Genomic DNA, 21,668 nt, shown 5'->3' with positions numbered 1-21,668 from the left:
ACGCCTAGACTTCGCAGCAGCAACATAGTCGAGACGAACCCTAAATTCCTCCATCGGCCCCTCATATCGAGCAGCCCACCCTCGACCGTCTGGGTAGAGGAGCTTGCCAAGGATCTCAAGTTGAGCACCCCGCCGCCCCTTGTAATAGAAGTACAGGACCGAATCAGCTTTGCGAGCACGCTCAAGCATAAGCTTATGATCACGCTTAATATCCGCGCAGATCGAGCCAACGAGCGCAGCCATCGCAGCCGAACCTTTCTTAAGCCTTAGCCCACGCGCACTCACGCCACCACCCCCTGACGCCGATTGGACTTGGCATTCATCTCCCGAGCCGCCTCAAGAAGCTTCTCCTTGATGATTGCCATGACGGGCACCTTCCGACGCACCGCCTCGCGGCGATAGATGCTCAGAGTGTCCTCATCAATATCCAGATCCTCAAGAATCGAAGTCGATGTTTTCATGATTTGCGAAATGATATTCGCAAATCGCGAAGTCTACAACAAAAAAATTGACGATTTGCGAATAAGGATTCACCGTTTTGCCATGGAACTGACGACCAAGGAAGAAATCGAAGCGTGGATGACCGCCACAGGTCGGACGCGACTCACGCTTGCCGATGAACTTGGCGTCTCCAAAGGCACCGTGGACAACTGGCTCAGCCAAAAAGGATTCCCCCTCTGGTCACTCAAGGCTATTTCACGGATTGCCACCCCCACCCAGAGCTCAGGCGTGATGGACGACCTCAAGTTCTCTCACTCCGAATGGATGGAGATTGAAAAGGCCATGAAGGTCGGCGGCTACTCCCTCCATCATGAGTTTTATCATGACGTGATCATGCAGGGAGCCCAAGACATTCTGGAGAAGGAACAAGACCTTTTCCAGGGGGATAAGGACGAGCAAAGCAAGGTGCTACCACTCCCCAAACCGAACAACCCCGCCAAGAAACGTACCGCTTAGAAGTGCTTCCAGCACCGCCAGCGAACCTTATAGCGTTCCCGCGTTTTTTTATTCAATAGCTAAAATCTCCTGACTTTAAATATACCCTAAGGAATAAACCTTAAGGTTGACCCCGTAAGACAAAAACCGCATCCTTGCCCCATGAAGTCCCTATCCCTTTTCGGCCTCAGTATCGCCGTACTCCTATTGGCGTTTTTCACTGGGGATTGGGCACTACCCACCATCGGAGCAGGCATCTTCATTTTCCTCGCCGCAGCCGTGGTGAATCACTTCGAGCACACAGACGCTAAAGCGTCTCGCCGGTCCCGTTAGAATTGGCGCGCACGTGCGCGCCATTATCGACCGTCCTTCGAAGCGAAAACCACGCTTCACCGTCCTCCTTTCGGAGCGGCCTTCTGTAGCTCTGACGAATCTCCGTTTCAGAGTTGCCGTGATGCTCAGCCACAAGGCCGATGCTATCGCCCTTCGCAATTCGATAGCTGATTGAGCTATGCCTCAGCACGTCCTGAGGCCACTCCTCGATGACACCAGCGTCACGGAGATCCTTGCTGATGTACTCACGATCATGCGTGAGGCAGCATTTACCCTTCGCACCACGCCAGGGCGCAAGCATCTCATATGCAGCGTCAGGAATAGGCACGTACCTTTCCCTCATCGTCTTCCGCGCCACGTCGGGAGGCACGTGCAAATAACGCCGCTCCCAATCCCAATCGCGCTCCCAGAAAATCCTTGTCATCTCAGTAGGCCTAAGACCAAGCCAGCCGCCAATCACGACGTAGGGGATTCGCTTTAACGGCACCGAATCCAAGATCTTTTGCGCTTGCTCTACAGTGAAAATTTCCGGGATCTTGTCGGGCTCGACAGCCCGCTCAACCAATTCTGCAGGGTGCTTTTCCCCCTTGGGCCAGTAGTTCCATTTCCTGCATTTGTTCAGGAAGGTGCGCCAGGTATCGATACGATTGTTCTGGAACACCGGTCCCGGGTCACCTCGATCCACCCAAGCCTGTAGGAAGTCTTCCGTAAGGTCACACACATCCATCGTGGGATGAACCTTCACCAACCCATCAAGCTCCTTTCGGAGCCCCGCCACGGTATAGACTTGATCAGCCTTGTAGAGCCGCAGGAACTTGTTTTTCGCGTCCGCAATCGAGACCCGGTCAACTTGCGCCATGCCGCTCTTTTCGTAGTGCTGCACCGCCCGCTCAAGGAAGTCCCACCCCCCAAGCTTTGCACAAGCTCGCTCGATCTGAGAGAGCAGGGAAAAAGGGGATCTCTCGCCCGCAATCTTTTTCAGCCGCTCAACAAGCTCGGCATCCTCCGCAGTCATGACGCGCCCACCTTGCTGACGCGATAGCTCGCGGACTTTTTTCCCCGCGAGTTTGAGTATTCCCTCTTTGGTCCGGGCGGTCGTATTGCAACCCTTTCCAGCAAGTCGCCAGCGGGCAACCCAGAGCCCATCACCGGGACGCTGCTTTACCAGGACACGCGCCCCGCCGAATTTCACCTCGATACTGTCGTCCTTTTCAGCCTTCCCCATACTCCCTTTTACTCCCGGAAAAGGCGGGAAAACAAGGGAAAAGTGCGGAATAGTCCGAATCTGAATGAACCCTAAACTGACTCACAACTGACTCAAATTCAACCACTTACGGGAGTTTGTAAGTGGTGGAGGCGAGGGGAGTTGAACCCCTGTCCGAACCACCTTCCATGAAAGCGTCTCCATGCTCAGGCAATAATTTGATCTCGATGTCCAGTCTCCTACTGCCAGGATACCGTCCACCCAGCGGCCTGTAGATCTCGCCTCGGAGCCGGTCGCCCGCTCTTTTGGCCAGCCTGTAAGTAGTCGCCCCTCCAATTCACAGACTTCACTGGAGGAACGTCACCGTCAATTAAGCGGCGAGGGCAAGCTCGTTAGAGTTCGCATTTAGTTTGTTTGATCCGAATTGGTAACGCGGCCAACGAATCATCCGCGGCATGCAGCCTCCACTTCTAGCAATCCGTCGAAACCAGAACGCCCCCAAGTGAAAGTCACTGACTGATCATAACGCCATGTGACAGAAAAGCAAGGGGATACAGCAACTTCACACATTTCCCGTCGCTGATCTCGATGCCCCCCTCCAGGGCGTAGCCCGTCTCAACCAGCAACGCGTCTCACCAGGCCGCTTGCGGCCCCCTCAACCAGCACGGACCGGGCGTCTCAACTCCTAAATATCGAAGCTCACCGCTCCGCGCAGCTGCTCCCGTTGCATCACATCCGCCAGCGTCATCTTCGTGAGCCACGCCTGCATCTCCCCCTGGAGTTCCTGGAAAGCTGACGTCAGTCCTGGCGACAGGGAGTTGCCATCTGGCAGCAGTTCGATCGGCCCATCCACCAGTTCCAAAATCTCGCCCACGGTGATCCGGGACGCCGGACGCACGAGCTGGTAGCCCCCACCCGCCCCACGGCGACTGTGCATGATGCCGCCCTTGCGAAGGATCAGCAGAATCTGCTCAAGGAACTTCAAGGGAATACGCTCCTCTTCCGCCAGACTCTGGATGGAGAAGATCGTGCCCGTAGCGCTGCGGCTCATGGCCAGCACCGCTCGGAGGGCGTATTCGGCTTTCTTCGAAATTTTCACTTCCCGTCGTTAGCGCCGACGAGGACACATTTCAAGATTCCCTATCAATTTTGTCTGGATTTTCCCGCGGGCGACGGCGGCTTGCTTTGCCGTTGCCCTCCCCTGCCCCGTGGGCGATGTTTTCGATTCCGATGGCCGACTTTTTCAACCCCGAAGACGACGAACCCCCACGCAAAGTTCGCGGCCAGATGCCGACGAAGGGCAAGGCCGCCTTCTCCCGCCACGCCCCGTTGGCCGCCCGCATGCGGCCGCGTTCCATGGACGAGTATGTCGGTCAGGAGCACATCCTAGGGGAAGGCAAACTCCTGCGCCGGGCCATCATGGCCGACCGGTTCTCCTCCCTCATCTTCTACGGGCCCCCAGGCGTGGGCAAGACCACCCTGGCCACCATCATCTCCAACGAGACGCACTCCCGCTTCGTCACCCTGAGCGGCGTGGAGAGCAACGTGGCCGAGATCCGCATGGTCGCAGACGCGGCGGAGAAAGAAGAGCGCCTCAACGGCATCGGCACCGTCTTGTTTGTGGATGAGATCCACCGCTTCAACAAATCCCAGCAGGATGTGCTGCTCCCCCATCTGGAGCGCGGCTCCCTGCGGTTCATCGGGGCTACCACGCACAATCCCTTCTTCTACATCAACAGCCCGCTCGTGAGCCGATCCCAGGTGTTCACCCTCGAACCCCTCACCGTTGAGCACCTGGAGCGCCTCATCGACCAGGCCATTGCGGATGAAGAACGCGGCCTGGGCAAACTGCATGTAGAAATCACCCCCGAGGCCAAACGCCATCTCGCCGTGGTCTGCGATGGCGATGGTCGCAAGTGTCTGAATGCCCTGGAGCTCGCCGCCCTCACCACCCCGGCCGGTGCCGATGGCAAAGTGCACATCCACCTGGCCGTGGCAGAGGAATCTGTGCAGCAGAAGACCGTGGTGTATGACGGCGACGGCGACGCGCACTACGACACCATCAGCGCCTTCATCAAATCCATCCGCGGCTCAGATCCCGACGCCGCCATCTACTGGCTGGCCAAAATGCTCTACGCGGGCGAGGACATCCGTTTCCTCTGCCGCCGCCTCGTCATCTCCGCGAGCGAGGACATCGGCATGGCCGACTCCAACGGCCTACGCGTGGCCGTGGCTGCCCAGCACGCCGCCGAGTTCATCGGCATGCCTGAGGCCGCCCACATCCTGGCCCACTGCACCGTTTACCTCGCCACCGCCCCCAAGAGCAACCGCACCACGGTCGCCATTGGCAAGGCCATGGACGACGTCAAAAACGGCCGCACCCTCCCCGTCCCCAAGCACCTGCGTGACGGTCACTACAAAGGGGCCAAGCAGTTCGGCCACGGCGAAGGCTACAAGTACAGCCACGACTACGAAGGCGGCTACGTCCCCCAGTCCTACCTGCCCGAAGGCGAAGGCCGCATCTACTACATGCCCAGCGACAACGGCATGGAAGCCCGCGTCCGCGAACGCCTCGAGTACTGGCGGAAGCAGTTCGAGGAAAGCAAGAAAGGGTGAGGATCCAGACAGAATTAACAGAATAGAAATCAGAAACCCTAATTCCGTAAATTCTGTTAATTCTGTCTAACCTGATACTTATCCCTTACCCCTCTTCCCTTTTCCCTCTATCTGGGCTGCTGCTGGGAAATGCAATGCAGCGCGCCGCCTTCGAACACGATGTCCGAGGACTCGATGCCAATCACCTCGCGACCGGGGAAGCATTCGCGGATGAAGCCCAGGGCATGATCATCGCGCTTGCCTTGGTCAAACACCGGCACGAGCACACCGCCGTTCACGATCAGGAAGTTCGCATAGCTGCCGGGCAGGCGATCCAGGCGCCAGCCCGCCTTGGGCACCAGGGGCTCGGGCATCTCCAGGGTTAATACCTCGACCTTCCCGCCCTTGGTCGTGCGAAGATCCGCCAGCTTCTCGCGGTTCTCTTCCAGAATCTTGTAGTTCGCATCGCTCTGGCGCTTCTCCACCATGGTCAGCACCACGTCTTCGCGAATGAAGCGCGTGATGTCATCAATGTGCCCATCCGTGTCATCCCCTTCGATGCCTTCACGCAGCCAGAAGATGCTGCTGATGCCGAGGTGGCGCTTGATCTCCGCCTCGATCTCCTTGCGCGACCACTCGTGGTTGCGATTCTTGTTCAGCAAGACCGCCTCCGTGGTGAGAAGCACGCCTTCACCGTTCACCTCGATGGATCCGCCTTCCAGGATCATGGACGAGGCAAAACGCGGCAGGTCCAGCGCCTTGGCCACCCGCTCCGGCACCTCGTTGTCCAGATTCCATGGCGGGAACTTGCCGCCCCAAGCGTTGAACTGCCAGTCCGTCAGCGCCAGTTTGCCCGTCTCCTTGTGCTTCACAAAGATGGGCCCATGGTCCCGGCACCACACATCATTGGTCGGGTGCTCATAAAGCTCCACCTTGGACATATCGCCCTTCTGCGCCTCAATCGCGGCCCAGATGCGCTTGTGCCAGTCCCCGGCCGCATTGATCCGCACCGGCTCAAACTTAGTGATTGCCGAGGCAATCTCCCCGAACTTGGCCTGCAACGCCTCATGCGTCTCCGGCGCGCTGTCACGATTGGCGGGCCAGGAAAGCCAAACGGCCTCCTGCGGTGCCCACTCGGCAGGCATGTAATAGTTTTCGCTTGAATCAAGGGTAGCGTTGCTGGCAGACATCGTCCCCCTTTCAAAGCGAGAATCAGTCTCGACTCAATCCCTTTCTGTTGGCAACCTCGCCACATACCATCCCCGCCGGGGAAGGTAGTTGAGACGCTGCGCTGGTTGAGACACTTCGTTGGTTGAGGGGCCAGCAAGCGGGCCGTTGAGACGCCCGCTTCGCAGGCTGGAGGAAGCATGGTTCCAAATACTCCCCCCCTCCCTACCTGGCCCGAATCAGGAAACCCTAATTCCGTAAATTCTGTTAATTCTGTCCAAACCCCTCCCCAAAAACTCCGGACCCATCTTGTCAATCTGCCCGAAATCTTGTTCATCCTGTCTCAAAAAGGCAGCCTCAATCGCGATCACGCCACCGCTTGGTCACGTCCTCGTAGCTGTCGATCCGCCGGTCACGGAAGAACGGCCAGATGCGGCGGAAGTCCTCCACGGCCTTCAGATCGCAGGGCACGATGAGGATCTCCTCCTTGTCGGAGGACGCCTTGCCCACGAATTCCCCATACGGGCTGGCCACGAAGGACTGGCCCCAGAATTCCGTCTCCTCCTCGGTCCCCACGCGGTTCACCGCAGCGAGGTAGCAGCCATTGGCCACGGCATGGCCACGCTGCACCGTTTCCCAGGCGCAATGCTGGGAGGTGCCGAGGCTGTCTTTCTCCGACTTCAGCCACCCGATCGCCGTGGGGTAGAAGAGGATCTGCGCTCCGGCCATGGCCGTGAGGCGGGCCGCCTCTGGGTACCACTGGTCCCAGCACACGAGTACGCCAATGCGGCCGAACTTCGTGTCCCAGACCCGGTAGCCCAGATCCCCAGGGGTGAAGTAGAATTTCTCGTTGAACCCTGGATCTTCGGGGATGTGCATCTTCCGGTACTTGCCCAGGTAGGTGCCGTCTGCGTCGATGATCGCCGCCGTGTTGTGGTACAGGCCGGGGGCGCGTTTTTCGAAGAGGGAGGCGATGATCACGACGCCCAACTCCTTGGCCAGCGCCTGGCACTGGGCCGTGGTGTCTCCCGGAACATCTTCCGCCAGGTCAAAGAGATCGGTGTCCTCCCGTTTGCAAAAATAGGGCGTCAGAAACAGCTCCTGCAGGCACACGATGTTCGCACCCTTCGCGGCCGCATCCCGGATCAGTTGCAGGGTGCGGCGAAGGTTGTCCGCCTTGTCTTCCGTGGCGTGGGTTTGGATCAGTCCGAGATTTACGATGCTCATTGTCATTGAACTGTACGGATTTGGCGGGCGCTGCAAGCAAACAAAAGCCCGTTTGCTTTTCCCCCGAAAGGTGGCTTCTTCGCGGTCCCTTTCAACCCAGACCCCAGCATGTCCACCGACAAGAAAGACACGTCCTCCATGGAAAAGCTCGTCAGTCTCTGCAAGCGCAGAGGCTTCATCTACCAGTCGAGCGAGATCTACGGCGGTATCGGCGGCTTCTGGGACTACGGTCCGCTCGGAGCCGAGCTCAAGCGCAACCTGCGCGACACCTGGTGGCGCGCCATGACCCGCGAGCGTGAAGACGTGGTGGGCCTGGATGCGACTATCATCATGCACCCGCAGATCTGGAAAGCCAGCGGTCACGTGGACACCTTCACGGACCCCATGGCGGACTGCCTGCTCACGAAGAAGCGCTTCCGCGCCGACCATGTGGATCTCCAGAGCGGCATGGTGTACCACTTCACCGGCGCAACTGGTGAGGAAGGCACCAAGAGTGACGTACCCTTCGCAGTGCTCACCCCCTTCGGCAAGCCCCGTGAGTCCGCCCTGAAAGTGGCCAAGCTCTTCTACGAATCCCGTGGTGTGAAGACGCCGGAGCCAACCGGCGGCGAGCAGGGCGAGAAGGTGGAGAACACCCGCGCCTACAACCCCGAGAACGGTGCCCAACTCACGGAGCCGCGCCCGTTCAACCTCATGTTCAAGACCTACGTGGGCCCGACCGCCACGGAGAAGGACGTGGCATACCTGCGCCCGGAGACCGCCCAGGCGATCTTCGCCCAGTTCCGCAACGTGGTGGACTCCTCCCGCGTGAAGGTGCCCTTCGGCATCTGCCAGATCGGCAAGGCCTTCCGCAACGAGGTGACGCCGAAGAACTTCACCTTCCGCTCCCGCGAGTTCGAGCAAATGGAGCTCGAGTTCTTCATCAAGCCCGACGAAGCCGTCGAAATCCTCGCTGGCTCCGTGGTCACGTGGTCAGAAGGTGCCGACCTCTCCACCCCACAGCCCAACTGGGGCTGGGACATGTGGCACCGCTACTGGGTGAGCCAGCGCGTGGAGTACTACAACTCCATCGGTCTGGGCACGGATGTGCTGGACTACTACTGGCAGGGTCCGGACGACCTCGCCCACTACGCCCGTGCGTGCGTGGACATCCTCTTCAAGTTCCCGTTTGGAACGGAAGAGCTGGAAGGGATTGCCGCTCGTGGTGATTTCGACCTCAGCCAGCACCAGAAGCACAGCGGCAAGCCGCAGGAATTCTTCGACGACGAGCTCAAGATGGCCGCCGCCAAGCTCACGGACGAGCAGAAGGAAGCACTCATCCAGAAGCGCATCGCGTTCGAGGCCGCCAAGACCAAGGGCACCCCTCTCACGGAGGCTGAAGTCCGCGCCTGGTTCGACCGCCTCTTCAAGGGCTTCTACGTCCCGCACGTCATCGAGCCGTCCGCTGGTCTCGACCGCCTCGCTCTCGCTGTGCTGGCCCAGGCCTTCACAGAGGAGGAGAAGGCCGACGTCAACGGCAAGACGGAAGTGCGCACCATCATGCGTCTGCACCCACGTATCGCCCCCATCAAGGTGGGCGTGTTCCCGCTGCTGAAGAACAAGCCGGAACTCGTGGGCAAGGCTCGCGAAGTGTACGACCTGCTCAAGAAGCACATGAACTGCTTCTACGATGAAACCGCCGCCATCGGCCGCCGCTACGCCCGCCAGGACGAAGCTGGCACCCCCTTCGGCGTGACGATCGACTTCGAGACCCTCGGCGAAAAAGGCGACGAGCTCAAAGACACCGTCACCGTTCGCGAGCGTGACAGCAACGCCCAGCACCGCGTGAAGATCAGCGAACTCCTCGGCTGGCTGCTCCAGCGCCTCGCCTAAGACCGTTCGACAAGGAGATCACTTTGAAACGCCCCGCGGAGCAATCCCCGGGGCGTTTTGCGTTTGGATACTCGGGGAGCGCAGGTGGCCCACCTGCTGAGATTGGCGGCTCGCCAGTCTCCACCTGCCATGCCGGTTCGCGCGGGAGAGTCAAGCAACGCCCAATCCTCACACCTTCGTGCCTTTGTGCCTTCGCGTGAGAATCCTCCCTACCCGACTCCTCCAAGGAGTGCCTATTGCCAATCAGCGCCACGCTCGCTCGTCATGTCCAATCTCTGGAGTTTAAGGACTCTCTATGGCACCTACACGAGCCTTTTCCCCGTCCAAATCCTCCACTAGTCTGCGTTTTTAGATTTCCGCTCAGATCACCCATGTCCACCTCCCGCGTCACCCCGATTTTGATCCGTCTTTACCGCGTGGGAGTGTTGGCCATCATCGTCTGGCTGCTTCACAACCAGCACCAGTGGATGAAGGCCCAGCGGGAGGCTACGATCCCGGTCTCAAAGGTGAAGGACTTCTTCCCCGATGCCGTCTCCATGGGCCCCCGCGATCCCGAGACCGGCGTGCAGCAGGTGCTCGGCGAGTCCGGCAGCGTCTTGGGCATGGTCACCCAGACGGCCCCAATCTCTGACAAGATCCTCGGCTACGCCGGCCCTACCAACTCCCTGATTGTCTGCGATGCTCAAAAGAAAGTCATCGGCCTGCGCATCCTCCACAGCGATGACACCCCCGACCACTTGGCGGAGATCATTCGCCACCGCCCGTTCTTTGAGGCTTTCAAGGGGCTGAAGTTGGGCGATCACGACGCCCAGCTCAAGGTGGACGCGGTCAGCGGGGCCACCCTCACCAGCACCGCCATCGCAGATGGCGTGCGCCGCCGCCTGGGCCAGGAGGGCAAGTCTCTGAGATTCCCCCAGGAAATTGCCTTGGAGGAGGTGAAGCCGCTCATTGAAGGTGCAGCATCCCTCCGCCCCCTGGCGGAGCGCGCCGGCATTCTGGAAGTGCTGGATGAGAAAGGCACCCGCATCGGCCAGGTCACGCGCACCTCCCCTTCTGCGGATACCATCATCGGCTACAAAGGCCCCACCGATACGCTGGTCATGCTGGACGCCGCCGGGGAGAAAGTCACCGGCATCCGCCTGCGGAAGAGCTTCGATACCAAGGACTATGTGGGCTATGTCACGGACGACAGCTATTTCCTGAATCTCTTCAATGGCAAGACGCTCGACGAGCTGGGCAAGATCGACTTCGCCCAGTCTCACATCGAAGGAGTGTCTGGGGCCACCGAGACGAGTTGGTCTGTGGCGGAGGGATTGAAGAAACGCGCGGCGGTGCTCAGCGCGCCCCTGCCCCAGGCCACCGACGTGCTGGGGAGCCTATCCATGAAGGCGGCCGACTGGGGGCTGCTTGGGGTCTTGGTTCTTTCCACGCTGCTCACCTTTTCCCCGTGGCGGGGAAAAAAATGGCTGCGCTGGCTGCACCATGCCGTGCTCATCGGCTACGCAGGAGCCTTCAGTGGTGCCATGCTCTCCCAAGGCCTCCTGGTCGGCTGGGCCAGACATGGCGTCCCGTGGCAGACGGCCCCCATGCTGGTTCTTCTGGCTGCGCTGGCGCTCTCCATCCCCGTCTTCTTCCGCCGTCAGTTCTACTGCCATCACTATTGCCCCCACGGCACGCTTCAGATGGTGCTGGCCAACCGGCTCGGTACCAAGGTCCGCTTTCACATTCCGCCCAAAGTGGCCCGCTGGCCGGAACGCATCCCCTGGACGCTCCTGGTCGCCGTGGTCCTGATCTCCATGCTCGGGCTCAACGTGAACCTCAACGCCATGGAGCCCTTTGACGCATGGCTGATCCGCGTGGCCGGCTGGGGCACGCTCACCGTCGCCATCGTGGGCCTCGTCGCTTCTCTCTTCATCCCCATGGCCTATTGCAAATACGGCTGTCCCACCGGCGCGCTGTTCAAGTTCATCCGCTACGCCGGTCATGGCGACACTTTCGGCAAGCGGGACATCGCCGCGCTGATCCTGGTGGGGCTCGCATTGCTCATCCTCTGGCAGCGAGCGCACATCCTGCCTCTCCTCCAGTAGCGCAGATTGGCAATCGGCCCATTGCCATTCCTCACACAAAGGCACGAAGGCACAAAGAACTGACCCTGTCGTGTTGCCAACTGGAGAATTGAAGCATCTCAAACCTTTGTGCCTTCGTGCCTTTGTGTGAGAATAGTGCACTCTGCCCATGACCACCAAGCCTTGCGATATCCTCCTGGCCTTTGTGTTGTCGCTGACTGCCTGCCGCGACCACGGCCCGCAGGTGGTCCGTGCAGAAGGCCGGACCATGGGCACCACCTGGAGCATTCAACTGGTTAACGCGCCGAGTCAGGCATCGTCAGCCACGCCCAGCAGCTTCATTCAAGCCAGACTCGATGAACTCGAATCCCTCTTCACCAACTGGAAGCCCGACTCTCCTGTCTCCAGGTTCAATCAGTCCACCAGCACTGACTGGCAGGTCGTACCGAAAGAGCTCGCCGAAGTCGTGACGCAGGCTCAAAAACTCAGTCAGGAGACCGATGGAGCCTTCGACATCACCCTGAGCCCGCTTATTGATCTCTGGGGCTTTGGAGCAAAGGGCCGTCGCGTCACGCCGCCAGATGAGGCCAGCATCATCCACGCCCAGAGCCAGTGTGGCTGGCAGCGGTTGGAGGTAAAACTAAATCCTCCCCAGCTCCGGAAAACGCACCCTGATCTTCAGATCAACGTCTCCGCCCTGGTGGAAGGCTACGCCGCAGACGACATCGTGCGCAAGCTGGAAGCTGCTGGATATCATGACTTCCTTCTTGATGTCGGTGGCGAGTTGGTCGCCCGGGGGAACAAGACCGACGGCACCCCGTGGCAGGTGGGCATTCAACAACCCAACGCCGTTAAGGGCGAGACGGTGATCCGCATGCCTTTGGTAAATCAAGCCCTGTCCACCTCTGGCACCTACCGCCAGTACTATGAAGCAGGTGGGCATCGCCATGCGCATGTCCTTGATGGCCGTACAGGTCGCCCGGTCACGCATCGTGCCGTGTCCGTTTCCGTGGTCGCTGACACCTGTTTTCAGGCCGACTCCTGGTCCACTGCCCTGCTCGCACTGGGCCCAAAGGAGGGAACACCCCTGGCTAGGAAAGCGGGCGTGCATGCCATCTACCTGGGAGAAAGATAAGCTGGTTCACAGGAAGCGTCACACTTCACGGCACGAGGCTTGACCCACCCCGGCCCACTCGTAAGGTGGTGCCCGTGAGCGCTACCGCCCCTTCCTCCAACCCCGGCACTTCAGAGTTCATCCCCACCCAGGAAAAGATGGAGGGCGGCATTCTCGTCGAGGCCAGAGCGCGGCAAACCCTGAACAGCGAATGGGATCCCATTCATCCCCCGCCGATCGACGGGGTGTACGTGCGAGACGTCAAGAATGTGGTCTATCGTGGCGGTCTTTTGACTGAGCTCTACCGCCCTGAGTGGTTTAAGGACGAGTTCCCGGTGGGCCACGTGGTTCACGTCTCACTCCTGCCCGGACTGGTGACACAGTGGCACTGCCACCACATCCAGCGGGACATCGTCTTTCCCGTGCGGGGATACTTGCGCATCGGCCTCTACGATGCCCGTCCGGAGTCCCCCACACATGGGAAGTCCTTTGCCTTGAACTTCAACCTCCATCGCCCGCGCTACCTCCACATCCCGCCGGGCGTCTGGCATTGCCTGCGTAACATTGGAGCCGATGAGTCGGTTTTCATTGTGCTGAATGACGTGGCCTTTGACTACGAGAATCCCGACGACTGGACGCTCGCCCCCGACTCTCCCGCCCTTCCCACAAATCTCGTCTGAGCCGGAAGCAAGCGAGCCATGGCCAGCGCCCCCGCCCCTCGCGGGTACACCTTCACCTTGCTGTCGCGCGATCCGGCCTGGATCGCGGCGGCAGACAGCGCTGGGGTGGCCCGCATTGGTATTGATATCGAACGTCTGGGCAAACACGAGCGCCAACGCCACATCCCCGACGCACGCATCTCGGATCACGAACTCTCAGACCTTTCCCAAGTCGTCGCCAGCATCCGTCACGCCCGTCCGTTCATCCGTCTCAACCCCCTTCACGCCGAGACGCAGCGGGAAATCGACACAGCCATCGCCCTGGGTGCTCGGGCCATCATGCTCCCGCAGTTCCAGTGCGCGGCCGAGGCCCATCGTTTCGTGGACTGGATTGATGGACGAGCGGAAGCCCTGCTCCTCCTGGAGACGGCTGGCGCTTTCCTCGAACTCAAAGCAGTCGTTTCCATCCCGGGCGTGAGCGAGCTCATGGTCGGGCTGAATGATCTCAGCCAGTCCATGGGCCTGTGCCACCCCATGCAGATGGCCGCATCCCCGGTGTTGGATGACATTTCCCGCATCACCCGGGAGGCCGGCCTGGCCTTTGGATTTGGAGGCGTGGCCGCCCCGGGGATCGAGGGCCTGGCCCATTTGCCCGTGCCTGCCGACCTCCTCCTGGCCCGCTATGCCTGCCTGGGGGCTCGCTCCGCGTGGCTGGCCCGGAGTTTTGTGAACCACCTCACACCCGCCACGCTGCCAGATGCGCTGGACCAATTGTGCGAGCGCCTGAACCACTGGTTCGCCTGTGACCAGGCCGAACTCCTTGCTGCCACGCAGGCCCTGCGGGCACATACCGCCCCCCTCTCTCCGGCCACTCCCATTCCAAGTCTCAAATGACGCCGCATTTCATCACTTACTTTGACTCGCACTATGCCGCCCAGGGATTGGCCATGCTCACGTCTCTGAGGCGCTGGTGCCCCGGCTGCAGCTTCACCGTCCTCTGTCTGGATGACCTGATCGGCAGGATTCTTCAGGATGCATTTCCCACCGGCCTCACCCTCCTGACGTGCGAGGACCTTGCAGCACTGGAACCGCGCCTGGCGGCCATTCGCTCCGCGAGAACACCATGGGAATTCTTTGCCAGCCAGAAGCCGCTCCTCGTGCTGCATGTCCTGGAAAATGCGGTCGCCCCCGGGGAATGGGTCGCATTCCTGGATGCAGACACCTTTTTCTATTCCAGCCCGGTCGAGACATTCGCAGTCATCTCAGCGCAGACCTCCGTAGTCATCAGTCCACATCGCTTCAGCCCGGGCACAGAACACCTCTCCATCTACGGCCTGTACAACGCCGGATTCGGACTTTGGAAGCATGACGCGAAGGGTCTCGCCGTGCTCCGTGACTGGAAGGCCGAGTGCCTTGACTGGTGCTACAGCCGCGTGGAAGGCGAGCGTTTCATGAACCAGGGATATTTGAACCGCTGGACATCCCGGCATGATGGCGTGGTGGCCCTGTCCCATCCCGGCTTCAACCTGGCCCCGTGGAACATTGGCAGCCACCGGCTGACCCAGACTCCACAGGGGGTGCTTGTGGATGACCAGCCATTGGTCTTCTTCCACTTCAGCAGCGTTTCCCGCACCCTGGAAGGCCACTGGCAAACCTTCTACACTTACGATGAAATGCGCCAGCCAGCCGTGCTGGACAGCATCTATGCCCCCTACCTGGATGCCGTGGAAAAGATCTCCGCCAGACTTCAGCGTGAGTATCACATCGCGGGAGTGGGCTCACTTCGCCCCGTCGATCCCGCCACTCCGATGCTTCGACTTCGCAGCGCTCCGGTGCAACCGGTCTGAGGCAACAACCCTTTGCACCTTACAGCACCGGGTAGTCCGCCAAGGGCGTTTCCGACTTCGGCACCATCCAGTCTTCACGCAGCTCAAAGACATCCTCGGCAATGCGCCAGCAACCGTAAGGCAACTTGGCTCGCAGATAGTAGGTGCCACTGCCCTTTCCAAACAGGTTTCCAGCCACTTCGCTTTGCTCAGAGAGAATCACTGCTCGCCACCGCGAGGCTTCCGTCACCACGCCCTCACTCCAGCCGACCTCGATGATGGGAGCGGCCACCTTGGACATGGGCGAGGGACGCTGTAAGCAGAACGTCGCGATCAACCACCGACCGTCCTTGTAAGTCGTGGCAAACCGGATCCCGAGCAGATGATAGTTCCTGGCAGCCAGGGCCCCGGTTGCCGCCTCCAGCGGGAGGCCCAGCAGTCCCGTCAGCGCCCAGTAGTCTGTGTCCACGGACTTGAGACGGTCCAGACAACGTCCCGCCCATTCCGCGGTGGTCTGGTCGTCAGAACGCCATTCCTTCCACCACGGCTCCAGGCTGTTGGAGAGCAGCCCCACCTCCTGCATCGCCCCGATGAGGTTGATGCGAGCATCCAACGAGGACTCATCCGCCATCAGCGCGGAAATGGCCGCAACCACCTGCCAATGGCCCTTTTCCACCGATTTCTTCTGGAGTGCTTTGAGTTTGCTGGAAGTTGAAGGCATGCCGCAAAATGGGTTTTTCCAATCTCACACCAAAGGATCGGGATTGGGAATCACAAAATGACCTTCCCAGCACGAGAGGGGACACCATTGCACCTCCCGCCTTCCGGCATCCCTTCAGGATGCACGGCAAGGGGGATTACCAGGGGTGTTCGGTCGCTCTCCTCCCTCGACCCCAGGCTACCATCTACGATGCCTTCGTCATCTATTGCCAATTGCGCCAGCACAAACAAGGTTCATGAGTCAACACGCAACAGATGACGCACTGACGCACTGACGCACTGACGCACTGACGCACTGACGCACTGACGCACTGACGCACTGACGCACTGACGCACTGACGCACTGACGCACTGACGCACTGACGCACTGGAATCACCCTTGCCCCTCCACATGCGCCTTGAACCGGTCGAGGATGCTCTGCCATCCAGCGCGTTGCATCTCGATCGGGAAGGTGTTCTCGGGTTTGAAGGTCTCGGTCACCACCGTACCGTCGCCGTCTTCCTTAAACTCCACCCGCACACCGCGGGCCTCTTCCCCTTCTCCCATACGGAAGGCCAGGAGGGCATTGGGCTCCACCTCGGTATAGGTGGCGGAGAAATCAAACCCCATGCTGCCATCGCGGGCTTCCATACGGCTGTTCAGCTCCCCGCCCACGCGAACATCATTCGAGGCCCGGGGGCAGCACCAGTCGTCCGATGCGGCATTCCACTGCACGATATGGTCGGGTTCGGTCCAGCACTCCCAAACTTTCGCCACAGGCGCTTCGACACGAGTTGCTACGGTGATGTATTCGACTTCGGAACTCATAGGTGCGCCATTGAAGCGGGTGAACTGCGACGTGGCAAGCTTGCACTGCCCTCGTGAAAATTACGTTTCGCCAAGAAGGGCGACTTGTACCGGGCTCGTAGCTGCATTTGTAAAAATGCGGATCATGCCGCCGACACCTTCAGCGTGGCTTGTCCCTCCACCACCTCCCCACCCCTTCCGCGTTCTCACGAACGCAGCCACTTTCCTGATGCCCATCCAGCAACTCGTGGCTGCATTGGCAAAAATGCGGATCGCGCCGCCGACACCTTCAGCGTGGCTTGTCCCTCCACCACCTCCCCCCCCCTTCCGCGTTCTCACGAACGCAGCCACTTTCCTGATGCCCATCCAGCAACTCGTGGCTGCATTTGTAAAAATGCGGATCATGCCGCCGACACCTTCAGCGTAGCTTGTCCCTCCAGCACTCCCCAACCCTTTCCGCGTTCTCACGAACGCAGCCACTTTCCTGATGCCCATCCAGCAGCTCGTGGCTGCATTTGTAAAAATGCGGATCATGCCGCCGACACCTTCAGCGTAGCTTGTCCCTCCAGCACTCCCCAACCCTTTCCGCGTTCTCACGAACGCAGCCACTTTCCTGATGCCCATCCTGGAGCTTGCAGCCTCCCATCAGATTATCCCCTAGAACCCATCACCCAATGGCTCCTTCACCCCCTTTGGAAAAATACTTCACCGCAAAATCAATAAATGCGCTCACCCGAACCGGCAGCAACCGATGCCCTGCGTAAATCACGTGCACAGGGAGGTCTCCGGGGTTCCAATCAGGAAGCACTTGCAGGAGGTTTCCCTCCCTGAGATCGCCCTCGATCATCCATCGCGGCAGCACCGTCAAACCCACTCCCGCCAGCGCAGCTTCCCGGCAGCTTGTCACTCCCTCTGAGGTGAAGACCGGATCAATCCGCAAGGTATGAGTCTTGCCCGATCGCCCCCGCAGGGCCAGCTCCCGTGCATTCCAGAACTGGGCACCCGCCAGCGCGATCCAGGGCCAAGATGTCAGATCGTCCGGCTTCTTGGCCGGCGGCTGCCGTTTCACCAGCGCGGGTGCTACAGCCAGGATCAACGAGAAGGCCCCCACCCGACGTGCGATGACGCTATCATCCGTCACTTTGCCGGGCAAGACGCCCACATCCGCGCCCTCCTGGATCATGTGCAGGGGCCGGTTGGTCAGAGCTAGGGAGGCACTCACCTTGGGATGAGCCAGGAGAAACTGACTGATCATCCGGGTCGCTCCAAACTGGCCGAAGTCGATCGTCGCAAAGAGCCTCAAGTGCCCGGACAGCGTCGTGTGACTTTCCCGCAACCGCTTGTCGGCCGCCTCCACCTGCGCCAGCAGGGCATGCCCGTCGGCCAGCACGCGATGTCCAGCCTCCGTCAGGCTCATCTGATGCGTGTCCCGCCTCAGCAAAGCCATGCCGCAGCGCTCTTCCAGGGTCTTGAGCTGCCGGCTCAAGGTGGGCTGGGTGATGCGAAGCCGTCGCGCCCCGGCAGAGATGCTCCCGCATTCCACAATGCTGATGAAGGCGCGAAGCAGCGAGAGGTCTTCGAAGGCGGTCATGCAAAACGTGTATAGCTGATAGCGACACGCCGTGGCTACCGATTTTCGGCGGTCATGACATGCTGGTGCCGTTATGAAAAACCAAACATCCAGCAGCAACGGCACCAGTGGAAAACTCAGAATCGTCGTCCTCGGCGGCACCGGCTTGATCGGCACCAAGGTGGTGAGCAACCTCCGCCTCCTGGGGCATGAAGTGATCCCCGCCTCCCCTTCCCTCGGCATCAACGCCGTGACGGGTAAAGGGCTCCAGGAAGCCCTGGTCGGCACCCAGGTCGTAGTGGACGTGTCGAACTCACCCTCCTTTGAGGACAAAGCGGTCATGGAGTTCTTCGAGAGCTCCAACCGCAATCTGGTCGCCGCAGAAGCGGCCGCCGGGGTGGAGCATCATGTGGCCCTCTCCGTGGTCGGTACCGAGCGGCTCCTCGCCAGCGGTTACTTCCGCGCGAAGCTGGTTCAGGAAACCATGATCAAGGCCTCCCCGATTCCCTACACCATCGTCCGCGCTACCCAGTTCTTTGAGTTCGTCGGCAGCATCGCCCAGGCCGCCACATCCGGCGAGACCGTGCGCCTTTCCACGGCACTGATGCAGCCCATCTTCTCCGGCGATGTCGCCCAGGCCGTGGCAGAGGCGGCCGTGGCAGAGCCGCTCAACGGCACCTTTGACCTTGCCGGACCAGAAGCCAAACCGATCACCGAAATCGTTCAAGCCTACCTGCAGGCGCATCAGGACTCCCGCACCGTCGTTGCCGACGATGCCGCCGGTTACTTCGGCACGCCCGTGAATGATCAGAGCCTGACTCCGGGTGCCCACCCACGCCTCGGCACCACCTCCTTTGCCGACTGGCTGAGCCGCACCGCGCCTGCGGCTTGATGACCGTCTGGTTGCGCAGGACGTCTTCCGACATTTGACCGCATGTCCCTTCGCCGACTGAGCCGGTTGGCACAACCGGACTAGGCCCCTGGCGATGCTGAAGAGTCGTCCGACGGTCCCCGTCGGCTCAGGCAGCGGAGGGGTCGCGCGAGTGAGTCCAAGCGGCGTGGTGGTTGCTCAGGGCGTTCTGCGGCAATTGACCGCATCCTTTGGCCCCTGGCGGCGTAATCACCATCCATCGCATGTTCTGCTCCCGGCCCTGCTTGTCTTCGACGAGCACAAATCCAAGCTTGCAGACAACTGGATTCTCAACGCCAAGGGCCCGTCTTCATTCAGGAGGCACCATCGCCGCTCTGACTGGATGAAGCTCACCGCCACCCACCGGGAAAATCTCCCGGCGCTCCATCATTCAACCAAAACATTGAATATTACCCTTGCGCTTTCGACAGCTTCCGGCGATATACAACCATATGGTTGAATATAGCTCAGAACTGCTCGACCGGACCTTCGGCGCCCTGGCCGACCCGACGCGACGGCAGATGCTGGCCCAACTCTCGGCCGGAGAGACTTGTGTCACCGATCTGGCGCGTCCCCACGCCATTTCGCTGGCGGCAGTATCGAAGCACTTGGGCGTTCTGGAAAAGGCCGGACTCGTGAAGCGTCAGCGCAACGGGCGGGTCCATTCCATGACGCTGGATCCCAAGCCCATGCAGGAAGCGCAGGCCTGGCTCGACCAGTACCGGAAGTTCTGGGACGCCAACCTGGACAGCTTTGCCACTTACCTGGAAAAACTACACAAACAGGAGCCTAAACATGATGACGCAGACCAATGAATTGCAGAAGCCGGACAATGCCTCCCTGATCCTCCGCCGGGTGCTGAACGCGCCACAGGAGCTGGCCTTCAGAGTTTGGACATCACCGGAGCACATCCAGCACTGGATGAGGCCCGAGCCCGGAATGAGCACCCGCTCGGCAAAGATGGATCTGCGCGTGGGTGGCCGATTCCGCATCCAGATGCAGGATGAAGACGGCGAGTACTTCACCGCCGCAGGGGAGTTCCAGGAAGTGACGCCGCCGGAAAAACTCGTTTACACCTGGGACTGGGAGAAAGACGGCAGTGGAGACGAGTTTGGCGAGCTGGAAGGCAACACGACCGAGATCACCGTGGAGTTCATCCCACGAGGTGCGCAGACGGAGATGTTCTTCACGCACACCCGCTTCGCCACCACAGAAAGCCGCGACAACCACGCACGTGGCTGGGGCCGCATCATCGATACCCTCGCCGCCTATCTGGAGAGTAAGTAGCTGGCGAAGCCACCTGCAACTTCCTGAAATTTTTCAGGCACGCTTGTCCGGGCGCTGACTGCCCGTTCGTCGTGCCTGTGAACCGAGCAAGATAACCAGAAAAGGGCAGGCCCTCTGGAAAGGGACCGCCATGCCCACAACCCAAGGAAACCATGAGCACCATTGCCACAGCACCCAGACCACAGATTCTGAAGGACAAACATCGTATCGTCTCCCAAGACGAATGGGTCACCGCCCGCAAGGAACTGCTGAAGAAAGAAAAGGAGACCACCCGCCTCCTTGATCAACTCAGCGAGCAACGCCGCAACCTGCCCTGGGTGAAGATCACGAAGAACTACGTGTTTGATGGCCCCAACGGCAAGGTCGCCCTGGCGGAACTTTTCGCCGGTCGCAACCAACTCGCCGTCTATCACTTCATGTTTGGCACCGACTGGCAGGAAGGCTGCCCGAGCTGCTCATACGTGTCAGACCACAATGACGCCGCACTACCCCATCTCGCCGCGCGGGATGTCACCCTCGTGGCCATTTCGCACGCGCCATTCGCCAAGCTCGACGCCTTCAAAAAACGCATGGGCTGGCATTTCAACTGGGTGTCGGCTTGTGAGAGCGACTTCAACACCGACTTCCATGTCTCCTTCACGCCGGAGGAACAGGCCAAAGGCAAGGTGTACTACAACTACACCGAGCAGGAGTTCCCCAGCGCAGAAGGCCCCGGTCTCAGCGTCTTTTACAAGGATGACGCCGGCGACATCTACCACACCTACTCCACCTACGGACGGGGGCTGGACCAGCTTCTCGGCACCTACCGCATCCTCGATATGATGCCAAAAGGTCGCGATGAAGACGACCTTCCCTTTGCGATGGACTGGGTTCGATACCATGACCGCTATGAGGCAAGCCAGCAGGAGTTCGCCGACTCCGACAAGCCCTACTGGCCGGAGATCGCCACCGGCTCCACCCGCGCCACTGGCTGTGGCTGCACCACCTCATCACCAGCATGAAAGCTTCCGCATGTTGCAGCAGGAATAAAGCCCCGGCCTCCAAGTGGGGACGCGGAGGCGAGATCGCCAGTTGGCTGTTGCCTACGGCCACTCTGGCCCTCATTCCCAAGTGCCCCGCCTGTGTGGCGGGGTACGTGGCCCTGGCCACCGGCATCGGCATCACCCTGCCCACCGCCACCTATCTGCGCGCCAGCCTCATCCTGCTTTGCGTGGCTTCCCTGGCCTTCCTTGTCGTCAGGAGACTCCGCCGGTTGAATGCGGCGCGAGCGGCAAGTCGCTGCGGCACTACCGGGAGGAAAACAGCACCAGCCCCTCCGGCCTGATGCCCTGAGCACGAGCCCATGCAGTGGAGCACAGAAAGCGACGTTGCATCTTGGTCCATATGGGAATGCAC

The 21,668-nt window shown here is 60.3% G+C and carries 22 protein-coding genes and 1 other RNA gene; 14 read left to right on the top strand and 9 right to left on the bottom strand.

The window, feature by feature from the left end:
* Nucleotides 1-281 precede the first annotated feature (281 nt).
* On the bottom strand, nucleotides 282-461 hold the full coding sequence (locus VSP_RS08825; protein ID WP_009960100.1) for a hypothetical protein: 180 nt from the start codon (nucleotides 459-461) through the stop codon (nucleotides 282-284).
* An 82-nt stretch (nucleotides 462-543) separates the two neighbouring features.
* Here VSP_RS08825 and VSP_RS08820 point away from each other — a divergent pair, with 82 nt between their 5' ends.
* Nucleotides 544-957 carry a helix-turn-helix domain-containing protein gene (locus VSP_RS08820; RefSeq protein ID WP_009960099.1) on the top strand — a complete coding sequence of 138 codons (414 nt, stop codon included), beginning with the start codon at nucleotides 544-546 and terminating at the stop codon, nucleotides 955-957.
* Between the two features lie 286 nt (nucleotides 958-1,243).
* Here the strand turns inward: VSP_RS08820 and VSP_RS08810 are convergent, their stop codons facing one another.
* From VSP_RS08810 to VSP_RS39145, 3 genes are all read right to left on the bottom strand, one after another.
* Nucleotides 1,244-2,494 (bottom strand): tyrosine-type recombinase/integrase, encoded by a 1,251-nt coding sequence (locus VSP_RS08810; RefSeq protein WP_009960098.1) that lies wholly within the window; start codon nucleotides 2,492-2,494, stop codon nucleotides 1,244-1,246.
* Between the two features lie 123 nt (nucleotides 2,495-2,617).
* Nucleotides 2,618-2,973, bottom strand: a transfer-messenger RNA (tmRNA) gene (gene ssrA, locus VSP_RS40510).
* 185 nt (nucleotides 2,974-3,158) lie between these two features.
* Nucleotides 3,159-3,572, bottom strand: coding sequence for an RrF2 family transcriptional regulator (locus tag VSP_RS39145; protein WP_009960097.1), 414 nt, complete (start codon nucleotides 3,570-3,572; stop codon nucleotides 3,159-3,161).
* A 116-nt stretch (nucleotides 3,573-3,688) separates the two neighbouring features.
* On the opposite strand from VSP_RS39145, the gene VSP_RS08800 reads away from it, so the two are divergent.
* Nucleotides 3,689-5,089 carry a replication-associated recombination protein A gene (locus tag VSP_RS08800; RefSeq protein ID WP_009960096.1) on the top strand — a complete coding sequence of 467 codons (1,401 nt, stop codon included), beginning with the start codon at nucleotides 3,689-3,691 and terminating at the stop codon, nucleotides 5,087-5,089.
* 107 nt (nucleotides 5,090-5,196) lie between these two features.
* Here VSP_RS08800 and VSP_RS08795 read toward each other — a convergent pair whose 3' ends face one another.
* Nucleotides 5,197-6,213 carry an agmatine deiminase family protein gene (locus tag VSP_RS08795; protein ID WP_157210801.1) on the bottom strand — a complete coding sequence of 339 codons (1,017 nt, stop codon included), beginning with the start codon at nucleotides 6,211-6,213 and terminating at the stop codon, nucleotides 5,197-5,199.
* A gap of 379 nt (nucleotides 6,214-6,592) precedes the next feature.
* A complete protein-coding gene (locus tag VSP_RS08790; protein ID WP_009960094.1) occupies nucleotides 6,593-7,462 on the bottom strand; it encodes a carbon-nitrogen hydrolase in 870 nt (289 codons plus the stop codon).
* A 108-nt stretch (nucleotides 7,463-7,570) separates the two neighbouring features.
* Between VSP_RS08790 and VSP_RS08785 the strand changes: the two genes are divergently transcribed.
* The 6 genes from VSP_RS08785 (at nucleotide 7,571) to VSP_RS08760 (ending at nucleotide 15,020) form a co-directional block, all read left to right on the top strand.
* Nucleotides 7,571-9,334: a glycine--tRNA ligase gene (locus VSP_RS08785; protein WP_009960092.1), complete on the top strand. Its 1,764-nt coding sequence runs from the start codon at nucleotides 7,571-7,573 to the stop codon at nucleotides 9,332-9,334.
* 371 nt (nucleotides 9,335-9,705) lie between these two features.
* Nucleotides 9,706-11,421: an FMN-binding protein gene (locus VSP_RS08780; RefSeq protein ID WP_009960090.1), complete on the top strand. Its 1,716-nt coding sequence runs from the start codon at nucleotides 9,706-9,708 to the stop codon at nucleotides 11,419-11,421.
* A gap of 148 nt (nucleotides 11,422-11,569) precedes the next feature.
* On the top strand, nucleotides 11,570-12,535 hold the full coding sequence (locus tag VSP_RS34630; protein WP_009960089.1) for an FAD:protein FMN transferase: 966 nt from the start codon (nucleotides 11,570-11,572) through the stop codon (nucleotides 12,533-12,535).
* A 74-nt stretch (nucleotides 12,536-12,609) separates the two neighbouring features.
* A complete protein-coding gene (locus tag VSP_RS08770; RefSeq protein WP_157210800.1) occupies nucleotides 12,610-13,194 on the top strand; it encodes a cupin domain-containing protein in 585 nt (194 codons plus the stop codon).
* A gap of 18 nt (nucleotides 13,195-13,212) precedes the next feature.
* Nucleotides 13,213-14,067: an aldolase/citrate lyase family protein gene (locus VSP_RS34625; protein WP_009960086.1), complete on the top strand. Its 855-nt coding sequence runs from the start codon at nucleotides 13,213-13,215 to the stop codon at nucleotides 14,065-14,067.
* Nucleotides 14,064-15,020: a hypothetical protein gene (locus tag VSP_RS08760; protein ID WP_009960085.1), complete on the top strand. Its 957-nt coding sequence runs from the start codon at nucleotides 14,064-14,066 to the stop codon at nucleotides 15,018-15,020. The genes VSP_RS34625 and VSP_RS08760 overlap by 4 nt, the downstream gene beginning before the upstream one ends.
* A 19-nt stretch (nucleotides 15,021-15,039) precedes the next feature.
* Here VSP_RS08760 and VSP_RS08755 read toward each other — a convergent pair whose 3' ends face one another.
* The 3 genes from VSP_RS08755 to VSP_RS08740 form a co-directional block, all read right to left on the bottom strand.
* Nucleotides 15,040-15,720 carry a hypothetical protein gene (locus VSP_RS08755; RefSeq protein WP_009960084.1) on the bottom strand — a complete coding sequence of 227 codons (681 nt, stop codon included), beginning with the start codon at nucleotides 15,718-15,720 and terminating at the stop codon, nucleotides 15,040-15,042.
* Nucleotides 15,721-16,092: 372 nt separating this feature from the next.
* Nucleotides 16,093-16,527 (bottom strand): SRPBCC family protein, encoded by a 435-nt coding sequence (locus VSP_RS08750; protein WP_009960083.1) that lies wholly within the window; start codon nucleotides 16,525-16,527, stop codon nucleotides 16,093-16,095.
* Nucleotides 16,528-17,173: 646 nt separating this feature from the next.
* Complete coding sequence (locus tag VSP_RS08740; RefSeq protein WP_009960080.1) at nucleotides 17,174-18,097, bottom strand: LysR family transcriptional regulator; 924 nt, start codon at nucleotides 18,095-18,097, stop codon at nucleotides 17,174-17,176.
* 73 nt (nucleotides 18,098-18,170) lie between these two features.
* Between VSP_RS08740 and VSP_RS08735 the strand changes: the two genes are divergently transcribed.
* The 6 genes from VSP_RS08735 (at nucleotide 18,171) to VSP_RS08715 (ending at nucleotide 21,597) form a co-directional block, all read left to right on the top strand.
* Nucleotides 18,171-18,968: an SDR family oxidoreductase gene (locus tag VSP_RS08735; protein WP_009960079.1), complete on the top strand. Its 798-nt coding sequence runs from the start codon at nucleotides 18,171-18,173 to the stop codon at nucleotides 18,966-18,968.
* A 94-nt stretch (nucleotides 18,969-19,062) separates the two neighbouring features.
* Nucleotides 19,063-19,446: a hypothetical protein gene (locus VSP_RS42960; protein ID WP_198141349.1), complete on the top strand. Its 384-nt coding sequence runs from the start codon at nucleotides 19,063-19,065 to the stop codon at nucleotides 19,444-19,446.
* Nucleotides 19,439-19,801 (top strand): ArsR/SmtB family transcription factor, encoded by a 363-nt coding sequence (locus VSP_RS08730; protein ID WP_009960078.1) that lies wholly within the window; start codon nucleotides 19,439-19,441, stop codon nucleotides 19,799-19,801. The genes VSP_RS42960 and VSP_RS08730 overlap by 8 nt, the downstream gene beginning before the upstream one ends.
* Complete coding sequence (locus tag VSP_RS34620) at nucleotides 19,782-20,273, top strand: SRPBCC family protein (RefSeq protein WP_081452463.1); 492 nt, start codon at nucleotides 19,782-19,784, stop codon at nucleotides 20,271-20,273. The genes VSP_RS08730 and VSP_RS34620 overlap by 20 nt, the downstream gene beginning before the upstream one ends.
* A 152-nt stretch (nucleotides 20,274-20,425) precedes the next feature.
* The gene (locus VSP_RS08720; RefSeq protein WP_009960076.1) at nucleotides 20,426-21,274 is read left to right on the top strand and encodes a DUF899 domain-containing protein; all 849 of its coding nucleotides are present in this window, start codon (nucleotides 20,426-20,428) and stop codon (nucleotides 21,272-21,274) included.
* Nucleotides 21,271-21,597, top strand: coding sequence for a hypothetical protein (locus VSP_RS08715; RefSeq protein WP_009960074.1), 327 nt, complete (start codon nucleotides 21,271-21,273; stop codon nucleotides 21,595-21,597). Before VSP_RS08720 ends, VSP_RS08715 begins: the two co-directional genes overlap by 4 nt.
* Nucleotides 21,598-21,668: the final 71 nt, after the last annotated feature.

The sequence above is a fragment of the Verrucomicrobium spinosum DSM 4136 = JCM 18804 genome, from assembly GCF_000172155.1.
In the GTDB taxonomy this organism is placed as follows: domain Bacteria; phylum Verrucomicrobiota; class Verrucomicrobiia; order Verrucomicrobiales; family Verrucomicrobiaceae; genus Verrucomicrobium; species Verrucomicrobium spinosum.
This window is presented reverse-complemented; position numbering and strand designations above follow the sequence as displayed.